The sequence below is a fragment of the Staphylococcus lutrae genome (assembly GCF_002101335.1).
Taxonomy (GTDB): domain Bacteria; phylum Bacillota; class Bacilli; order Staphylococcales; family Staphylococcaceae; genus Staphylococcus; species Staphylococcus lutrae.
On record NZ_CP020773.1, the window covers coordinates 88125 to 106670 of the forward strand.

14 protein-coding genes are annotated in these 18546 nt (G+C 38.5%); all 14 read right to left on the reverse strand.

Annotated features, from left to right (window positions below; translation table 11 throughout):
* Positions 1-54: 54 nt before the first annotated feature.
* Positions 55-1821: an aspartate--tRNA ligase gene (aspS, locus tag B5P37_RS00485; protein ID WP_085236066.1), complete on the reverse strand. Its 1767-nt coding sequence runs from the start codon at positions 1819-1821 to the stop codon at positions 55-57.
* Positions 1821-3092 carry a histidine--tRNA ligase gene (hisS, locus tag B5P37_RS00490; protein ID WP_085236068.1) on the reverse strand — a complete coding sequence of 424 codons (1272 nt, stop codon included), beginning with the start codon at positions 3090-3092 and terminating at the stop codon, positions 1821-1823. The genes aspS and hisS overlap by 1 nt, the downstream gene beginning before the upstream one ends.
* A 129-nt stretch (positions 3093-3221) precedes the next feature.
* Positions 3222-4508, reverse strand: coding sequence for a group II intron reverse transcriptase/maturase (ltrA, locus tag B5P37_RS00495; RefSeq protein ID WP_085236070.1), 1287 nt, complete (start codon positions 4506-4508; stop codon positions 3222-3224).
* Between the two features lie 806 nt (positions 4509-5314).
* Complete coding sequence (locus tag B5P37_RS00505) at positions 5315-6190, reverse strand: N-acetylmuramoyl-L-alanine amidase family protein (RefSeq protein ID WP_085236074.1); 876 nt, start codon at positions 6188-6190, stop codon at positions 5315-5317.
* The gene (gene dtd, locus B5P37_RS00510; protein WP_085236076.1) at positions 6187-6639 is read right to left on the reverse strand and encodes a D-aminoacyl-tRNA deacylase; all 453 of its coding nucleotides are present in this window, start codon (positions 6637-6639) and stop codon (positions 6187-6189) included. Before dtd ends, B5P37_RS00505 begins: the two co-directional genes overlap by 4 nt.
* Before the next feature lie 12 nt (positions 6640-6651).
* Positions 6652-8841 (reverse strand): RelA/SpoT family protein, encoded by a 2190-nt coding sequence (locus tag B5P37_RS00515; protein WP_085236078.1) that lies wholly within the window; start codon positions 8839-8841, stop codon positions 6652-6654.
* 249 nt (positions 8842-9090) lie between these two features.
* Positions 9091-9609: an adenine phosphoribosyltransferase gene (locus B5P37_RS00520; RefSeq protein ID WP_085236080.1), complete on the reverse strand. Its 519-nt coding sequence runs from the start codon at positions 9607-9609 to the stop codon at positions 9091-9093.
* An 11-nt stretch (positions 9610-9620) separates the two neighbouring features.
* Positions 9621-11906, reverse strand: a complete 2286-nt coding sequence (recJ, locus tag B5P37_RS00525) for a single-stranded-DNA-specific exonuclease RecJ (protein WP_145951841.1) — start codon at positions 11904-11906, stop codon at positions 9621-9623.
* Between the two features lie 114 nt (positions 11907-12020).
* Complete coding sequence (gene secDF / locus B5P37_RS00530) at positions 12021-14300, reverse strand: protein translocase subunit SecDF (protein WP_085236084.1); 2280 nt, start codon at positions 14298-14300, stop codon at positions 12021-12023.
* Positions 14301-14441: 141 nt separating this feature from the next.
* Positions 14442-14705, reverse strand: coding sequence for a preprotein translocase subunit YajC (gene yajC / locus B5P37_RS00535; protein WP_085236086.1), 264 nt, complete (start codon positions 14703-14705; stop codon positions 14442-14444).
* A 16-nt stretch (positions 14706-14721) separates the two neighbouring features.
* Positions 14722-15861, reverse strand: a complete 1140-nt coding sequence (tgt, locus tag B5P37_RS00540; protein WP_085236088.1) for a tRNA guanosine(34) transglycosylase Tgt — start codon at positions 15859-15861, stop codon at positions 14722-14724.
* A 17-nt stretch (positions 15862-15878) separates the two neighbouring features.
* Complete coding sequence (gene queA, locus B5P37_RS00545; protein ID WP_085236090.1) at positions 15879-16904, reverse strand: tRNA preQ1(34) S-adenosylmethionine ribosyltransferase-isomerase QueA; 1026 nt, start codon at positions 16902-16904, stop codon at positions 15879-15881.
* 17 nt (positions 16905-16921) lie between these two features.
* Entirely contained in the window at positions 16922-17920 is a 999-nt protein-coding gene (gene ruvB / locus B5P37_RS00550; RefSeq protein ID WP_085236092.1) for a Holliday junction branch migration DNA helicase RuvB, read from the reverse strand.
* A gap of 14 nt (positions 17921-17934) precedes the next feature.
* The gene (gene ruvA / locus B5P37_RS00555) at positions 17935-18537 is read right to left on the reverse strand and encodes a Holliday junction branch migration protein RuvA (protein WP_085236094.1); all 603 of its coding nucleotides are present in this window, start codon (positions 18535-18537) and stop codon (positions 17935-17937) included.
* Positions 18538-18546: the final 9 nt, after the last annotated feature.

The following is an 18546-nucleotide window of genomic DNA, read 5'->3' on the forward strand; positions in this document are numbered from 1 at the left end:
TAATCATATCATACTTTATTGATTATTCAAGAAAAATGTTTGTACGTCACATCCCTATAGTTTGATGCGTAACGAAAGTTCATCAAGTTGTCTTTCTGAAACAGCACTTGGCGCATCAGTCATTAAGTCTGTAGCGGATGCTGTTTTAGGAAAGGCAATGGTGTCTCGTAAATTCGTACGACCACTTAAAATCATTACAAAACGATCTAATCCAAGTGCAATACCCCCGTGTGGCGGTGCACCATATTTAAATGCGTCTAATAAGAAACCGAATTGCGCTTGTGCAGCTTCCTCTGAAAACCCGAGTGCTTGAAACATCCGCTTTTGAAGTTCACCATCGTGAATACGGATAGAACCGCCACCAAGCTCAAATCCGTTTAACACAAGATCATATGCCTGTGCTTGTGCTTTTTCAGGAGCCGTTTCTAACAACTCAATATCTTCCACTTTAGGTGAAGTGAATGGATGGTGTGCCGCAACGTAACGTTTAGACTCATCATCATATTCGAGTAATGGCCAGTCTGTCACCCATAAGAAATGATATTGATCCGGTTGAATCAACCCGCGTTCCTTACCTAATTTATTTCGTAAAGCACCTAAGCTTTGTGCAACGATTTCTTTAGAATCCGCAACAAAAAGAACTAAGTCTCCGGATTTGGCATTCGTTAATTCTTGTAATTTCACGACATGTTGATCCTCAAAGAATCGAGCAATTGGACCATTTAACCCATCGTCTACAACTTTAACCCATGCTAATCCTTTAGCACCATAAATGTTTACAAATTCCGTCAAAGCATCGATATCTTTACGTGTATAGTCTGTTGCAGCGCCTTCAACTACAAGTGCCTTGACTTGTCCTCCGCTCTCAACTGCATGTTTAAACACCTTGAATTCCATTATTTCTCCTAATTCTGAAACATCCAAGAGTTCCATCCCAAAACGCGTATCAGGTTTATCTGTACCGTAACGTGCCATCGCTTCTGCATAAGTCATACGAGGAAATGCCTCAGTCATTTCTAATCCTTTCACATCAGCAACGACTTTCTTAACCATTGCTTCTCCTAATTGCATCACATCTTCTTGTTCAACGAAACTCATTTCAAGGTCAATTTGAGTAAATTCCGGTTGACGATCAGCACGTAAATCCTCATCACGGAAACATTTAACAATTTGGTAATATTTATCAAAACCACTAATCATCAATAATTGTTTAAATAATTGTGGTGATTGCGGTAATGCATAAAACTCCCCATCATGGACACGAGAAGGGACAAGATAGTCGCGTGCGCCTTCAGGTGTTGATTTTGTTAAAACAGGCGTCTCTACATCATAAAACCCTTCGTTATCTAAAAATTGACGAATAGAACGTGTAATTTGATGACGCATTTTAAAGGTTTGGGCTAAATTCTCACGTCGTAAATCAAGATAACGGTATTTCAAGCGAATATTCTCGTCGACATTTAAATTTTCCTCATTGATTGAAAATGGCGGTGTTTCAGCTTGATTAATAATTTTAATAGATTGGGCTTGCACTTCGACTTGACCCGTTTTAATTTTAGGGTTAATCGTTTCCTCTGCTCTTTTTGTAACAGTCCCTTTGATTTCAACCACATATTCAGAGCGAATTCGTTCGGCGATTTCTAATGCTTCTTTTGAGAAATCAGGATTGAAAACGACTTGTACGTAACCTTCTCTATCTCTCAAATCTACGAAAATAAGTCCACCGAGGTCTCGTCGATTGTGAACCCATCCTTTAAGTATGATTTCTTTTCCTAAATACGCTTCAGTCACTAAACCACAGTATGTCGTTCTCTTGTTCATTATGCTTTCCCTCCATGAATATAACTGTCTATTTCTTCAAATTTCATTGTTTTTGATTCCCCACTTGCCATATGTTTAACTGCGACTTCACCTGTTTTTAGCTCTTCTTCACCAATAACAAGGGTATATGTCGCATTGAGACGGTCAGCTTGTTTCATTTGACCTTTTAATTTTCGTGATAAATAATCTTTATCCACTGATATATTTTGATGTCTGAGGCGATTTAGGAGTGTAACGGCAAATTGATCTGCTTCCTCTCCCATCGTTGCAACAAATAAATCAATATGATTCGACTGTGGAAAAGCAATATTTTCCTCTTCTAAGGCTAAAATCAATCTTTCAATACTTAATGCAAATCCAATGCCTGTTTCATTAGGCCCATCTAACAATTCTAATAACCCGTTATAACGGCCACCACCACATAATGTCGTAATTGCACCATCATAATTTTCATTATCCATCATCAATTCAAATGCAGTATGCGTATAATAATCCAAACCTCGCACAAGTCTAGGATCCACTACGTATGGTACGCCTAATCGATCTAAATGTGATTTCACCGCTTCGAAATACGATTTAGACGCTTCATTGAAGAAATCTTCAATAGCAGGCGCTGTTTGAATTTCAGGTTGGTGACGATCCACTTTACAATCTAAGATACGCATTGGGTTCGTTTTAATCCGTTGCTGACAATCTTGACAATAATTGTGAATGACCGGCTGAAAATGCTCACGTAATGCTTCTTGATACGCTTTTCTAGACTCAATATCACCCACACTATTAATCACAAGTTTTAACTTTTTCAAACCAAATGATTGATAAATATGCATAACCATAGCCAACACTTCTGCATCGATACTTGGATTTTCTGAACCAATTGCTTCAACACCAAATTGATTAAACTGACGATAGCGCCCTTTTTGCTTTCGCTCATAACGGAACATCGGCCCATTATAATACAATTTAACAGGTTGATTGGGTAAGCCTTGCATTTTATTTTCGATATAACTACGAACGACGCCTGCTGTACCTTCTGGACGTAATGTAATACTGCGGTCGCCTTTATCTTTAAACGTATACATTTCTTTTTGTACGACATCCGTCGAATCTCCAACGCCACGCGCAAATAAATCCGTACTTTCAAAAATAGGTGTTCGAATTTCTTTATAATTATAAACTTCCATAAGACGGTGTAATTTTTGTTCAATGTAACGCCATTTTTCAGTTTCTACTGGTAATATATCTTGAGTTCCACGTTGAATGTGTATCATATAATCGCTCCTTTTTCATCATCTTAATTATCCGTTCCTAACGAGAATGTGAAATCGAGTAGGAGAATAGCCATTAATTGGCCATTCGTCCTCTCACACCACCGAGCGTACGGTTCCGTACTCGGCGGTTCAATATCTTGCGTAAGCCAACTCTGCAAGCTGGGTTAATGGTATTAACCCCCACTTGTAGCGTTGTTTTGTTGTAAGTGCACGATGAACCTCGTACGTGTTTGATAACCGCCAATATTTCTTGCGAGACTGTGCGATTTTCATTGCACTTCTATGGTCAAGACCATATTGGCGCAACATCTTATATTTCGTTCTTACTCTTTTCCACCGTTTAAGAATGAGTTGTCTAAGTCGGCGGTTTAGCCAAGATTGCGTGGTTTCAATAAATCCTCTGATAAAACCTCTACCAAAGTCATTGATCCAACCTCTCGTCACTTGGTTAATTTCAGCGATAATTTCTTTAAAAGTACCGGGTCTATTTCGTTTCGTTATTTTCCTTAAGGCGCGTATTAAATTTCTTTTTGCTTCCGTAGTCGGTCTGAAACGACAAACCCCATTTACCTTGGTGATTAGACAACTCAAGAACTTTAAACGTGAAACTGCTCCTACTTTACTTTTATCTTCATTGACAACCAACTTCAGTTGCTTTTCAATGAATTTCGTGACACTCGACATTACGCGTTCACCTGCACGTTTTGTACGTACAAAGATGACAAAGTCATCTGCATATCGTACGAAACGATGTCCACGCTTTTCGAGTTCTTTATCCAGTTCATGTAGATAGATGTTACAGAGTAAGGGAGAGATAACGCCCCCTTGTGGTGCACCTATCTTTCTTTCTGCGACTTCGCCAGATAGGTCAATGGCACCGACTTGTAAGCTTCTACGGATAAATGTGGAAATTGACTTATCTTGAACATGACGTTCGAACAAATACATGAGCTTATCATGATTCAACATGTCAAAGCACTGTTTCAAGTCACAATCTACGGCTATTTTATAACCTTCTTCATAGTAGGCAGCACATTGCTTAAGTGCTGTTCCTGTGCTACGATGAGGTCTGAAACCGTGGCTATGATTTGAGAATGTTCGGTCGATGCCAGGTTCAATCACTTGTTTAATCGCTTGTTGTATCACTCTGTCTCTAGCGACAGGAATACCAAGCACACGCATTTTCCCATTTGGTTTGGGAATCTCAACTTTTCGGACTGCTTGGGGTTTGTATGACCCATCAAGCAGTTTTTGTTTTATCTGTGAAAAGTATTGCGCAAAGTGAGCATTCAGTTCACTGACTTTCATGCCGTCAATTCCAGGAGCTCCATTATTCTTCTTAACCTTCTTGATTGCTTTTTCTATGTTGTGTGGTCTTACAACAAGCTCCATCAAAGATGGAGACTTACGATACATTTCTTTCATTTCACCTAAGATTTACTATACACACTTATGTATTCTTTTTCGTTCCACTACTTATCCTTCCATAAGCTGCCGGTTTCCCGTATTCTGTACGTCGTAAATCTGTAACCTCCAATCTTTACTTTGTATTGAATATCGTTCGGTCCTTCGGTACATTTCCCCTACTATGACCTCTGCTGACTTCTCATCATTCGTTGTTACTACGATATTTCTATCGCTGATGAGACCTCCCCGGGTAAGGTGTAACCCCTTTCCACTCATGCCACCGCATCATTTACGATATAGAACTCGGGTAGTATGGGACTTCATCTTGTTCAGCAGACTCATCCATTCTACATAGCCTTAGTATGATGTTTCTGTTCGTCGGTGCGCGTGTTTGCGTCCGACTTCCTTTAGATTCCACCTCACGATGGACACCCTTGTCATTCGCTAACAGTTCCTACTACCAAGCCTGTAACGGACTTTCACCGTCAAGTTGTTACCCATGCCGGGCGTACTAAAAAAAGCCCCCTGTATGTTCATCAACATACAAGGGACGTACTTTATGCCGTGTTGCCACCCTAATTAAGAACAAACACGCCATTTGTTCTTCACTCTTCACTCTTATCGCGAGCAACACGCTTTATTTTCATAAAGTCCCTCTTCTTGTGTTCCACTATGCACAAAGGTTTATCTTTCAGCCGACGGATAAACTCTCTTCTTCTCTTTGCGTTTTCGCCTAGTTTTTCAAGAATACAAACGGTAAATAAATATAAAATTCACTCTCTATCATACATGTTTTTATAAATCGTTTCAAGCCTTTAACTTAAAAAGTATGTTTTTAATCCGTCCACAATCGCTTCCTCAACGATTTTTCGGTGGTTTTCATCATTCATCATGATGGTATCGGTTGGGTTACTGATATAACCAAGTTCTAACAATACAGCAGGCATCTCAGTTTGTCTTAGCACTTGATAATTCTCTTGTCTCGCTCCTCGATTGGATAGCATCGCTTTCTTTTGGATGCTCGCGTTTAATGTTTCCGCCAATCCTTCTTGTTGTTCATGATACCAATACACCGTTGCACCGTTCGCATTACGAGATTCAAGCGCATCGTTATGCACACTTAAAAAGACATCGCCTTTTAAATGACGATCGTTCAATTTAACGTACGTATCAGTTGTACGGGTCATTTTTACTTTAGCGCCTTCTTTTTCAAGGCGTGCTTTCAATTCCAAGCTCGTTTTTAATGTGATATCTTTTTCCAACGTTTTCTTACCCGTTTGACTGGAAGCGCCTTGATCTGCACCACCATGTCCTGGATCAATGATCACTGTTTTATTTTTCAATGGATTCGCTCTTGGGTTTTCATCTGCTGGAATATCAAGATTTGTATGCCATCCCGCAATCCATCCCTTTTGCTTGCCATTAGTTGAACGGACTTGAATCCACTTTCCAGATTTACCAATTTGGACAAATTCATCACCTTGATGGATAGCATAAAGTACAGGATATGCCGCATTGGGTCCCGTTCTAATTTCAGCATCTTCAATCAACACGATATGATCTGAATCGCTATGGCGTAACACTAAATAGGAAATCGCAATAATGCCGATTAAAGAGAGTGTGAGGCAAATACCATAAAACCGTTGCGGACGAATACGTTTTTGCTGTAGCCATCGTTCAAACTGATTCATAAAATTTTTCCTTCTTCACTTTCAAATATAATGGTAACGGGCCCTTCATTTTGTATGTCTACAAGCATATCCGTTCCAAATTCTCCCGTCTCAACCGAAAGATTAAACGAACGCAACTGATCATTAAAATAGCCATATAAGCGATTCGCTTCATCTGGTGCCATAGCTCGAGAAAAGCCTGGACGATTCCCTTTTCTAACATCCGCATATAAAGTAAATTGGGAGATGGATAAAATCTCGCCGTTGATTTGTTGAATATTCAAATTTAACTTCTGATTATCATCTTCAAAAATACGAGAGTTCGCAATTTTTTTAGCTAATACTTGCGCATCTGCTTCTGTATCTCCCTCGCCAATACCGACTAATAGGCACAAACCTCGTTCAATGTGTCGTTCGATATGATGGTTTTTAACACGCGCTGATCGAACTTTTTGTACGACGATTTTCATATATACGCACTCCTAATTCCAAACTCGCGTGACAGTATAAATATCTCCGAGTTGTTTGATTTTATCTGCAACTTTATAAACTTCATGTACATTTCTCACCATAATACTTAAATTAATCACTGCATTTTTATCGATATCCGATTTCCCAGCTACTTTGATGAGTTGGCTTGAAGTACTATTCACAGCTTGTAACACTTCGTTTAATAGCCCATTTCGATCGTACGCCGTGACTTCTAAATCGACTTGATATTTTAGTGAAGCATCTTTAGATTTTACCCACTCAACATCAATTAAGCGTTCTTTTTCATTTTTGATGTTCGGACAATCTGTACGATGGACTTTAATCCCATGCCCTTTTGTAATATAGCCTAAAATTTTGTCCCCTGGTATAGGATTACAACATTTTGACAATTTGATTAGGACATTATCCAATCCTTCGACATAAACACCCGAATCCGTAGTGATATGATCTTTAATAGGTGCCGATTTTGTCACTTGTTGCGCTTGATTCAATGCTCTTTGTTTATTCTCAATACGAATACGCTCAGTGAGTTTATTAACAATTTGTGAGGCTGTCACCCCTCCAAAGCCGACTGAGGCATACAAATCATCTTCGTTAGAGAAATTATACTTATCATTGACAATTTTCATATTTTGCTCAGTTAAAAGATCATCCGGTTTATACCCTTGTTCTTTTAACTCTGCTTCAATCATGAATTTACCTTTTTCAATATTGGATGAGCGATCTTGCTTTTTGAAAAAGCTTTTTATTTTACTTTTAGCACTCGATGATCGGACAATTTTCAACCAATCACGACTTGGACCATATGAATGTTTGCTCGTGCGAATCTCAACAATGTCCCCAGTTTGAAGCACATAGTCAATCGGTACAATCTTACCATTCACTTTTGCTCCTATCATTTTGTTGCCGACCTCACTATGAATCGCATATGCGAAATCAATAGGTACCGCACCATAGGGGAGTTCAATCACATCACTCGCAGGGGTAAAAGCATAGACTTTATCACTTTGGAGGTCAAACTTCATAGATTCAATAAATTCTTGGGCATCTGATGATGTATGATCTGTTTCTGCAATATCTTTTAACCAGTTGAGCTTTTGACTATAATGCGTATCATCTTTTGCGACTTGTTTGCCTTCTTTATACGCCCAATGCGCTGCCACCCCATGTTCAGCAATTTCGTGCATTTCAAATGTACGAATTTGAATTTCTAACGGATCGCCATTCGGACCTACAACAGTCGTATGTAATGATTGGTATAGATTTTGCTTTGGCATCGCAATATAATCTTTAAAACGACCCGGCATTGGTTTCCACAGTGTATGAACTAACCCAAGCACTGCATAACAATCTTTAATCGAATTGACGATGACACGGACGGCAAGCAAGTCGAAAATCTGATCGAATTGTTTCTTTTGCTTCATCATTTTTCGATAGATACTGTATATATGCTTTGGACGTCCATTGATTTCACCATCAATATTCATGATGTCCATTTCTTTACGAATGTTTTCAATCGCATTTTCAATATAGGCTTCCCGTTCACTCCGTTTTTTCTTCATCAAATTAACAATTCTAAAATATTGAACATTATCGATATATCTTAATGCAATATCTTCTAACTCCCATTTGATGGTATTAATCCCCAAACGGTGCGCTAATGGGGCATAAATTTCCAACGTTTCTTTGGAAATGCGAATTTGCTTCTCACGTGGCATTGCACGTAATGTGCGCATATTATGTAATCGATCGGCGAGTTTCACTAATATGACACGTACATCTTTAGCAATTGCAACGAACAATTTCCGATGATTTTCTGCTTGTTGTTCCTCTTTAGACCGGTATTTCACCTTTTTTAATTTTGTTACACCATCTACAATGGTCGCGATTTCTACGTTAAACATTTCTGCAACATCATCAAATGTGTAAGGTGTATCCTCTATCACATCATGTAAAAAACCCGCAACAATTGTTGGCCCATCAAGATGCATTTCTGTTAGGATACCTGCGACTTGAATGGGGTGCATGATATATGGTAAGCCATTTTTACGAAATTGTCCTTCGTGTGCTTGATAAGCAAGATGATAGCTTTTGAGCACATATTCATATTGTGCTTCATCTAGATATGTTTTGGCTTTATGTAAAACTTCATCAACACTATATGGATATTCGTTATTCATTAGGTCACCCCCACGTGATAAATAATAATTCTATCATACTACATGACAGCAAATAATTGAACCGTCGCGTTATGGATTCCCCCAACTCTGCACATGATTACGTCATATTTTATATTTTGTAGTCTCGACCCAACACGACAACACCAAATGATGCCAAAAAAACAACCTCACTTAAATATTAAGGTGAAGTTGTTTTGACTTACATTCATCTTTATTGATGGGCATCCCATCACGTGTCAGCAATTGCGCTTATTCATTATACGTAATTAAACGCATCACATCATAATCTTTAATCTTTTCAATACCATTCAAATAGGCTAGTTCAATAATAAATGCGATACCGGCAACAATCCCGCCTTGTTTTTCTACTAAATGAATGGCCGCTTCAATCGTACCACCTGTTGCAAGCAAATCATCAGTAATTAATACACGTTGTCCAGGTTGAATGGCATCTGCGTGCATCGTTAAAACATTATGTCCGTATTCAAGTTCATACTCATATCGAATGACTTCTCGAGGTAATTTCCCTTCTTTACGCACTGGCGCAAAACCAATTCCCATAGCATATGCTACCGGACAACCGATGATAAAACCACGCGCTTCTGGTCCTACGACGATATCAACTTTTCTTTCTTTAGCAAATTGGACAATTTGATCCGTGGCGTACCCATATGCTGCGCCGTTATCCATAATCGTTGTAATGTCTTTAAAATTAACCCCTTCTTTAGGCCAATCTTTTACTTCCGACACATATTTTTTTAAGTCCATTAAAATCCTCCTCATTCATTCCTTGCCAACTCATTTTCTATCCAAGACTTAATGGCACCAAACTCTTCATACAATAACTGTTTTTCTACTTCAATACGTTGAACACGTGCTTGATAAACACGACTCGAACGTATCGGTTGTTTATCAGTCGAATGCACAATCTCGATTATACCATTTTTTTGAGAAATGAGTCCTAAGTCAAGAAAAACTTTTAAAATAAATTTTAACATCATCGGTTTGACATGAATAAATTGGCTGAGCGCAAGACCTTCTTTTTCCAAATCAGTCCGCCCTTTTTGATACAATGCTTTATAACATTTTTTAAATTCATCGTCTTGTGGAAGACCTTCAAAATAAATTGAACGTTGATGTTGAAAGACGAGATAGATTTGGGATGTATTTAAATAACGACAAGATAATTGAACATCTTCCAATGTGAGTGGCAAGTCACGCATGATACATTTTTCATACATTTCTGGAATCGCTTCTCCATAATAATAATCATGGGGAGACTGCTTATCACGATTAGGATGAATGAGAAAACAGACACGTGCCGCTTCATCAAATAAAGGTAAACGTTTATTTTTGCTACGATAATCTAAAATTTGTCGCTCATTACTTTTTATATCTGTTAATATCATTTGAGGCGTGCGTTGACCATTCCATTCGTTTATTTGTAATGTACCAGTCACGTCCAAATGTTGTCCTGACATTAACTCATTTGAAAATGCCCCTTGATTCCAAAAAAGCGCTTGTAAATGCTGTTCATTGAAAGTCAATTTTAAATGTGCTTGTTGTTGACCTATAGCTTTACATTGTTGAATCGTTAACTGATTGACTTGAAAAACGGGTCTATTAAAATCCGTACCAAAGGGGCGCAGTCTTTCGATAGATTGAATTTGGTCAACCGTAATATCATCGGTTGATAAAACGACATCAACCCGTTGTATGGGTTGTAATTCATCCCCTTTCACATGATTGTGCATCCAGTCATTAAGCGCTGCTCGTAAGGCATCTACTTGATCGATAGGCAGTGTTAAACCGGCTGCCATATGATGACCACCGAATTTAGTTATCAAATGTTGTTGTGCCGATAATGCTTGAAACATAGAGACTTGCGAAATACTTCGAGCAGAACCTTTGGCATGTTGTTGATGTTGATCGATATTTAAAACCATCGTCGGCAAGTGAAAAGTCTCCACAATTCTGGAAGCCACAATCCCAAGCACACCTTCATGCCAATCTTCATTTGCTAACACTAGAAATTGCTGCCCCTCTTGAATCAATGCCTCAGCCATCAACATGGCCTCATCTACAATCGTCTTCACAATAGCTTTGCGCTCAATATTAAAATGTTCTACCTGTTCAGCTAGAAACAATGCTTCTTCCTTGTCCTCTGTCATCAATAGTTCAGCAGCAAGGGCGGCATCATCAAGTCGCCCAACAGCATTTAATCTCGGTCCAATGATAAAACCAATTGTTTCCTCAGTAATATCATCCTGGTGTTGCGCTTGTTTCAAAATCGCTGCTATCGCGTGAGGTGCTTGAAGATTGATTTCTTTAAGGCCTTGACGAACGATATAACGATTTTCATCCGTTAAGGATACTAAATCCGCAATCGTCCCAATCATGGCATAAATCCAGAATGATTTCGGAATGTCATCTAATAAACTTTGTGCTAATTTTAATGCGACTCCCGCACCACATAAACTATGGAATGGATAGTCAAAATCAGGGTGCATAGGGTGAACGATGGCATAAGCAGAAGGTAACGTATCACCCATTTCGTGATGGTCAGTCACAATCACATCGACACCGCGTTGTTGTATCATTTCAATTTCTGCATGACCTTGAATGCCGTTGTCGACTGTGATAATAAGTGTGACGCCTTCATCATAAGCATTTTTAAAAGCCAGTTCATTGGGCCCGTATCCTTCAGTAAAACGATTTGGAATATACCACCCGACAACTGCACCGAGTTGTTGTAGCGTCTTTACCATTATCGTTGTAGAAGTCACACCGTCTGCATCGTAATCGCCGTATACAAGAATTTTCTCTTGCTTTTGAATGGCTGTATGTATACGATTCACAACTTTTTCCATGTCGCTTAATCGCCCCGGCTCATGCGCGGATTGTTTTGTACAATCTAAAATTTGTGCAATCTGTTCAGCTGTCGTGTAGCCTTTACTTTCTAAAATATTTCGCATGATGGGTGTTAATTTAAATTGGTCACTGACCTCTTGCTCGATCTTACAATCGTTTTGGATCGTTTGCCATTTGTATTTAGATTTAATCATCTCTTTCACCGCCGCTTTCTTCCAAAAATATTATATCGAAATCCGCGCTAAATAAAAAGAGTGAGGGACTAGAACAATCATTTTGTCCTATCCCTCTACATTTAGCCTATATGACTATACGAGCACTTTCTCTTCATTTGAGCGCTTACGTTTATAAACAGTTAATTTATGATTTGGAGATTTACGCAACTCTCGCTTCTTCAACATGCCCCATAGTGGTACGGCAATGATGATTGAAGAATACACACCCGAAACAAGTCCGATGAGGAGTGCGAGTGAAAAGTTGAAAATACTTGTTGCCCCTAGAATAAGCAATGCAACAACGACAATAACAACCGTTAAAACAGTGTTAATCGAACGCGTTAACGTTTGGCGAATTGAGCTATTAACGATGTAGTCGATTTGTTCCTCCGTCGTAATCACTTTGATCTTAGTCAACATCTCACGTACACGGTCAAATGTCACAATCGTATCGTTAATGGAATAACCAATAATAGTTAATACCGCTGCAATAAATGTAATATCAACCTCTAAACGGAACAAACTAAATACAGCAATAATCATAAACGCATCATGCAGCAATGAAACGATGGATGCAATACCCATACGCCACTCAAAACGTAATGAAATATAAATAATCATACCGATAGAAGCGATTAAAACTGCCAACATCGCATTTTTCGCTAATTCTTGACCGATAACTGGTGATACGGTATTTACGGAAGGTTCTTTCCCATATTCTTGTTTTAATTTATCTGACACTTTAGCGATTTCATCTTTATTTAAATCCCGTTTAAATTGCATTGAAGCATTTTCGTTTTTACTTCCTCCAATGGACAACTGATTCGGTTTTAAATCAATGGATGTCATTGTTTTCTCAACTTGATTTTGCGTTAATGGTTGGTTACTTTGAAGGTCAATCCGTGTTCCTGATGTAAAGTCAATTCCAAGATTCAACTTAAATAGACCTAAAATAATGACCCCAGCTAAAATTACAATACCACTGAACGCAAATAATGGTTTTGCCCATTTCATAAAATCAATTTTATCGTATGGTGTACTTAAGTCGGAAACATCAAGACCGTCATTAATATGATGTATTTCTTTTTGCTTAACACCAAACCACCATAACTTTTTCTTAAAGTAATTTGAATAAACAAGAAGCGATAATAAAAGTCGTGTTAAAAAGACAGCCGTCACGAAACTCATTAAAATAGCCAGCAATAACATTGTTGCAAAACCTTTAACAGAACTTTCACCGAAGAAGAACAACACAGTTGCGGCTAAGACGGTTGTTAAGTTCGCATCCAAAATTGTAATAAATGAGCTTTTATTTGCCTTTTTATATGCTTGCTTTAAAGTTCGACCAATGCGTAACTCATCTTTGATTCTTTCGTACATAATAATATTTGCATCAACAGCCATCCCTACCCCTAACACGAGTGCAGCAAGACCTGGCAATGTCAAAACGCCTGAAATAAAGTTGAATGCGACCAATGTTAAATAAATATAAGTCGTCAACGTGATGACTGCTACAAATCCTGGTAAACGATAAAACATGAGCATGAATAAGAAAATGATACCTACACCAATGATTGAAGCATTAATTGTTTTATCTAATGCATCTTGACCAAATTGTGCACCGACTGATGTAGAATAAATTTCTTTTAAATTAACAGGTAATGAACCAGAATTTAATAAGTCGGCAATCTGTTTTGCCTCTGTGATTCCTTTTTCACCACGGAATCCACCAGAAATCTCTACATTCGTAGAGTTAATCGGTTGATTGACAGAAGCGGCAGAAATGAATTTAGGATCTTCTTTTGTTTTTTCCTTTTCATAACTGTCCCCTTTTTGGAAATCCAACCAAACCACCATAACATTTTCTTGCTTTTTAGAAATTTCTTCAGTCACCTTTCTAAACTTTTCGCTATCTTTTAATTTAAAAGTGACTGCGGGTTGATTCGTATTTTGCTTGAATTCTTGTTTTGCAGAACCTTGAACTAAATCTTTACCCGTTAATAAAACTTTATCATCTGCATCACGTATCGTTAAATTCGCTTGTGATGATAAAATTTTACGCGCTTGATTTTGATCTGTCACGCCTGCAAGTTGCACACGAATACGATTTTGATCTTCTACTTGAATTTTTGGTTCCGATACACCGAGAACGTTGACACGACGTTCTAACGTCTTTGCAGTGGACTGTACTGCCGTATTATCAATCTTATCACCGTTTTCTAACGGATTAACTTGGTACAACACTTCAAATCCACCTTGAAGGTCAAGTCCTAAGTTAACATTTTTGATTACATTTTTGTACGTTGTTGCCATACCCGCAAATAACAAGACAACCAGTACAATAAAGGTAATCCATCTACTTACTTTTTTCACATGAACACCTCATTTTATCTTATGTCACAAGCATACTTGAACCCATCTATCATGTGCAAGTGATTTTCGACTTGCATTAAAAAAGACATGGTGTTTCGCCATGTCTTTTATTGTATTCAAATTAACAAATACAATCAATAATTATGAAGGATCAACTTGCTTAATGGCTTGTTTTTCAAAAGTTATTTCTGTTCCTTTTCCATTGACAGTAACCACTGCTGTTGTTTCATCAACTGCACGTACTGTTCCTTTGATACCACCAATAGAAGTGACACGTTGACCGACTTGTAATTGATCTACCATTTGACGATGTTCTTTAGCACGCTTTTGTTGAGGGCGAATCATAAAAAACCACATGAGAGCGAAAAGCGCTATTAAAGGTAACAAACTAATAAGTGTAGACATAAAACATAACTCCTATCTAGAAATTTTTCGGATTATCAACATTCAGACCGTATTGTTCGAAAAATTCCTCTTTAAAATCTAAAAGGCGATCCTCTCGAATAGCTTGTCTAATGTTCTCCATCAATTTTAACAGAAAATGCAAATTATGGTAAGTGGTAAGACGAATTCCGAACGTTTCATCTGCTTTGATTAAATGGCGTAAATAAGCTCTACTATAATTTCGGCACGTATAGCAATCACAATTTGCATCTAAAGGACGAAAATCATTTTTATACTGTGCATTTTTTACTACTAATCTTCCCGTGGATGTCATACACGTTCCGTTACGTGCAATCCGTGTAGGTAAAACACAGTCAAACATATCCATGCCACGTATGCTACATTCAATCAAGGCATCTGGTGAGCCGACCCCCATCAAATAACGCGGTTTGTTTTCTGGCATGAACTGTACAGTATGTTCCACCATATCATACATGACTGGTTTAGGTTCACCTACAGATAAACCACCAATTGCATAGCCTGGAAAATCTAATTTCACAAGCGCTTCTGCAGATTGTTGACGTAAGTCTTTGTATTCTCCACCTTGGATGATACCAAAAAGCGCTTGATCATGTGGCCGTTGATGTGCATTCAAACAACGCTCAGCCCATCTCGTTGTGCGTTCTAATGATTGCTTGACGTAATCATATTCTGCTGGCATTGGTGGACATTCATCAAACGCCATAATAATGTCCGAACCTAAATCATTTTGGATTTTAATGGAATCTTCAGGCGATAAAAATAATTTCGAACCATTCGTATGATGGCGAAATTCTACGCCTTCTTCAGTGATTTTACGCAAGTTGCTTAAACTAAAAACCTGAAACCCTCCAGAATCCGTTAAAATTGGGCCATCCCAATTCATGAATTTGTGTAATCCTCCAGCCTGTTTAATAATATCATTCCCAGGTTGAAGCCATAAATGATACGTATTCCCTAATAGGATTTGCGTATGCATTTGTTTAAGTTCTTCAGGGCTCATCGTTTTAACTGTCGCTTTTGTACCGACAGGCATAAACATAGGGGTTTCGAATGAGCCATGAGGGGTATGCACTATCCCTAATCGCGCCCCCGATTGTTTACAAGTTTTAATATGCTCATATGTTACTGCAGGCATCGTATTCTCCTCTCAAACTATATAATCATCATTGCATCGCCAAAACTAAAAAATCGATACTTTTCATCAACCGCATGACGATATGCATTCAACACGTACTGGCGTGTACTAAAAGCTGAAACGAGCATGACTAAAGTTGATTTTGGTAAATGAAAGTTCGTAATTAACCCGTCTATCGCTTTAAAGTGGAATCCAGGATAGATAAAAATATCAGTCCAACCGCTTGTTTCGATAAATGTGCCATGTTGAGCGACAATCGTTTCAAGTGTACGCGTTGAAGTCGTGCCGACAGAAATAATGCGATGCCCCGCTGCTTTCGTATCATTCAAAACATCGGCTGTCGCTTGTGTCATTTGATAATACTCGCTATGCATTTCGTGGTCATCAATATTATTTACACTGACAGGTCTAAACGTTCCTAAGCCGACATGCAGTGTAATAAAGGCAATATTAACACCTTTGTTACGAATTTCATCCAATAATTCATCTGTGAAATGTAGCCCTGCCGTTGGTGCTGCAGCCGAACCAGACGCTTTCGCATAGACCGTTTGATAGCGTTCTTTTTCATCTAATCGTGTTTTAATATACGGAGGTAGTGGCATTTCACCTAATTCATCGAGCCTTTCTTGTAAAATCCCATCGTATGACAAACGCATCACACGTCCCCCTTGATCTAACTCCTGAATGCATGTCGCTTTAATGATACCATCACCAAAGCTCAATGATTGCCCAATTTTTATCCGTTTTGCGGGCTTTAGAAGGACTTCCCAATCATCCCCTTCAATTTGCGTTAACAGGAGCATCTCAACTTTAGCATTCGTTTCTTCCTTAATCCCAAACAATCGCGCAGGCATGACACGTGTATCATTTAATACCAGTGTATCGCCGCGTTGGAAAAATTGCGAAATCGCTGTAAAACGTAAATCTTCCATCTCTCCAGTTGTTCGATTGAGGTACAGTAATCGACTCTGATCTCGTTGTAACAATGGGGTTTGTGCAATGAGCGATTCTGGTAATTCATAATCAAATTCTTCTATATTCAATACAAAGACTCCTTCTCTTATGGTCTCGCATATTTAAAATGTTCATACGCATAAGGTGTCGCTTTACGACCTCTTGGTGTACGTTCTAAAAATCCTTTTTGAATGAGGAATGGCTCATAAACATCTTCAATTGTAACGCGTTCCTCACCGATCGACACAGCAATTGTATCTAAACCTACAGGACCACCATGATATTGTTCAATAATACAAGCCATCATTTTATGATCAATGTAATCTAAACCTTCATCGTCAACTTGCAATAAGTGTAACGCATGTTTCGTTGTTTCTATATAAATCATATCGTCTTGATTGACTTGTTGAAAATCACGGATTCGCTTTAATAAGCGATTCGCAATTCTTGGTGTCCCGCGACTTCGCTTCGCTATCTCGTTCGCACTTTCTGCATCTATCGCTGTACCTAACACTTCCGCTGTACGAATAATAATTTGTGTCAATTCTTGTTCGGTATAATATTCTAAACGTAAGTGGACGCCAAACCGATCTCTCAACGGACTCGTCAAACTTCCAGCACGAGTTGTTGCCCCGACTAATGTAAATGGAGGAAGGTCGATGCGAATACTACGCGCTTCCTCCCCTTTGCCGACAATGATATCCAAGTAAAAGTCTTCCATAGCAGGATACAGCACTTCTTCTACCACACTACTCAAGCGATGAATCTCATCTATGAAAAGGACATCCCCAGGTTGTAATCCGGTTAAAATTGCTGCTAAATCGCCCGGTCTTTCAATAGAAGGTCCAGAAACTGTGCGTAAATTGACTTCCATTTCATTTGCAATGATATGGGAAAGGGTCGTTTTACCTAATCCTGGTGGTCCGAAAAGTAATACATGATCAAGAGGTTCTTCACGAATTTTAGCGGCTTGTATAAAGACTTCCAAGTTTGATTTAATTGTAGACTGGCCAATATATTGTCTCAACCGCTCAGGGCGTAGAGACAATTCAAACATGTGTTCATTAGGTTGCTCATGTCCATCCATCATTCGATCTTGATCCATTGAAATCTCCCCTTCTATGAAATCAATTGTTTCAATGCAAATTTAACCGCTTCATCAACTTCTTCAAAATGATGTTGTTGCATTGTTTTTTCAACTTTATTCAGTTCTCGTTTTGAATACCCTAAAGCTTCTAATGCAAGTAACGCTTCTTTTAAAGCAAAGTCAGACGTCTCATGTTGGGTCACCTCTAATAGTCCGTCTGTCACTTCTTCAGTGACAATGACTTTTCCTTTCAAATCTAATACAATTTGACGCGCTGTTTTTTTACCTATCCCTGGAAATTGTGTTAAATACGCATCATTCTCATTTTCGATTGCACGTTTGACTTCATTTGGGGTACTCGCAGCTAAAATCGCCAATGCAGATTTAGGTCCGATTCCTGTTACTTTAATTAAACTCAAAAACATATCTTTTTCTTCCTGATTGATAAAACCGTACAATAGCTGCGCATCCTCACGAACAATTAATGCGGTATAGATTTTGACAGGTAGTTCTAGATACTTTTGAAATCGATATGAGTTCGGCGTTTGAATCTCGTAAGCGACGCCTGAAGTATTTTCAACGACGACATGCGTTGGGTATAAGGCCATTAATTGGCCAGTGATATATGCATACATTGACAACCG

What these genes read in the sequence shown, in the direction of transcription:
- aspS (WP_085236066.1), bottom strand. Translation starts at nt 1,821, where the DNA reads ATGAACAAGAGAACGACATACTGTGGTTTAGTGACTGAAGCGTATTTA.
- hisS (WP_085236068.1), bottom strand. Translation starts at nt 3,092, where the DNA reads ATGATACACATTCAACGTGGAACTCAAGATATATTACCAGTAGAAACT.
- ltrA (WP_085236070.1), bottom strand. Translation starts at nt 4,508, where the DNA reads ATGTATCGTAAGTCTCCATCTTTGATGGAGCTTGTTGTAAGACCACAC.
- B5P37_RS00505 (WP_085236074.1), bottom strand. Translation starts at nt 6,190, where the DNA reads ATGAATCAGTTTGAACGATGGCTACAGCAAAAACGTATTCGTCCGCAA.
- dtd (WP_085236076.1), bottom strand. Translation starts at nt 6,639, where the DNA reads ATGAAAATCGTCGTACAAAAAGTTCGATCAGCGCGTGTTAAAAACCAT.
- B5P37_RS00515 (WP_085236078.1), bottom strand. Translation starts at nt 8,841, where the DNA reads ATGAATAACGAATATCCATATAGTGTTGATGAAGTTTTACATAAAGCC.
- B5P37_RS00520 (WP_085236080.1), bottom strand. Translation starts at nt 9,609, where the DNA reads ATGGACTTAAAAAAATATGTGTCGGAAGTAAAAGATTGGCCTAAAGAA.
- recJ (WP_145951841.1), bottom strand. Translation starts at nt 11,906, where the DNA reads ATGATTAAATCTAAATACAAATGGCAAACGATCCAAAACGATTGTAAG.
- yajC (WP_085236086.1), bottom strand. Translation starts at nt 14,705, where the DNA reads ATGTCTACACTTATTAGTTTGTTACCTTTAATAGCGCTTTTCGCTCTC.
- tgt (WP_085236088.1), bottom strand. Translation starts at nt 15,861, where the DNA reads ATGCCTGCAGTAACATATGAGCATATTAAAACTTGTAAACAATCGGGG.
- ruvB (WP_085236092.1), bottom strand. Translation starts at nt 17,920, where the DNA reads ATGGATCAAGATCGAATGATGGATGGACATGAGCAACCTAATGAACAC.
- ruvA (WP_085236094.1), bottom strand. Translation starts at nt 18,537, where the DNA reads ATGTATGCATATATCACTGGCCAATTAATGGCCTTATACCCAACGCAT.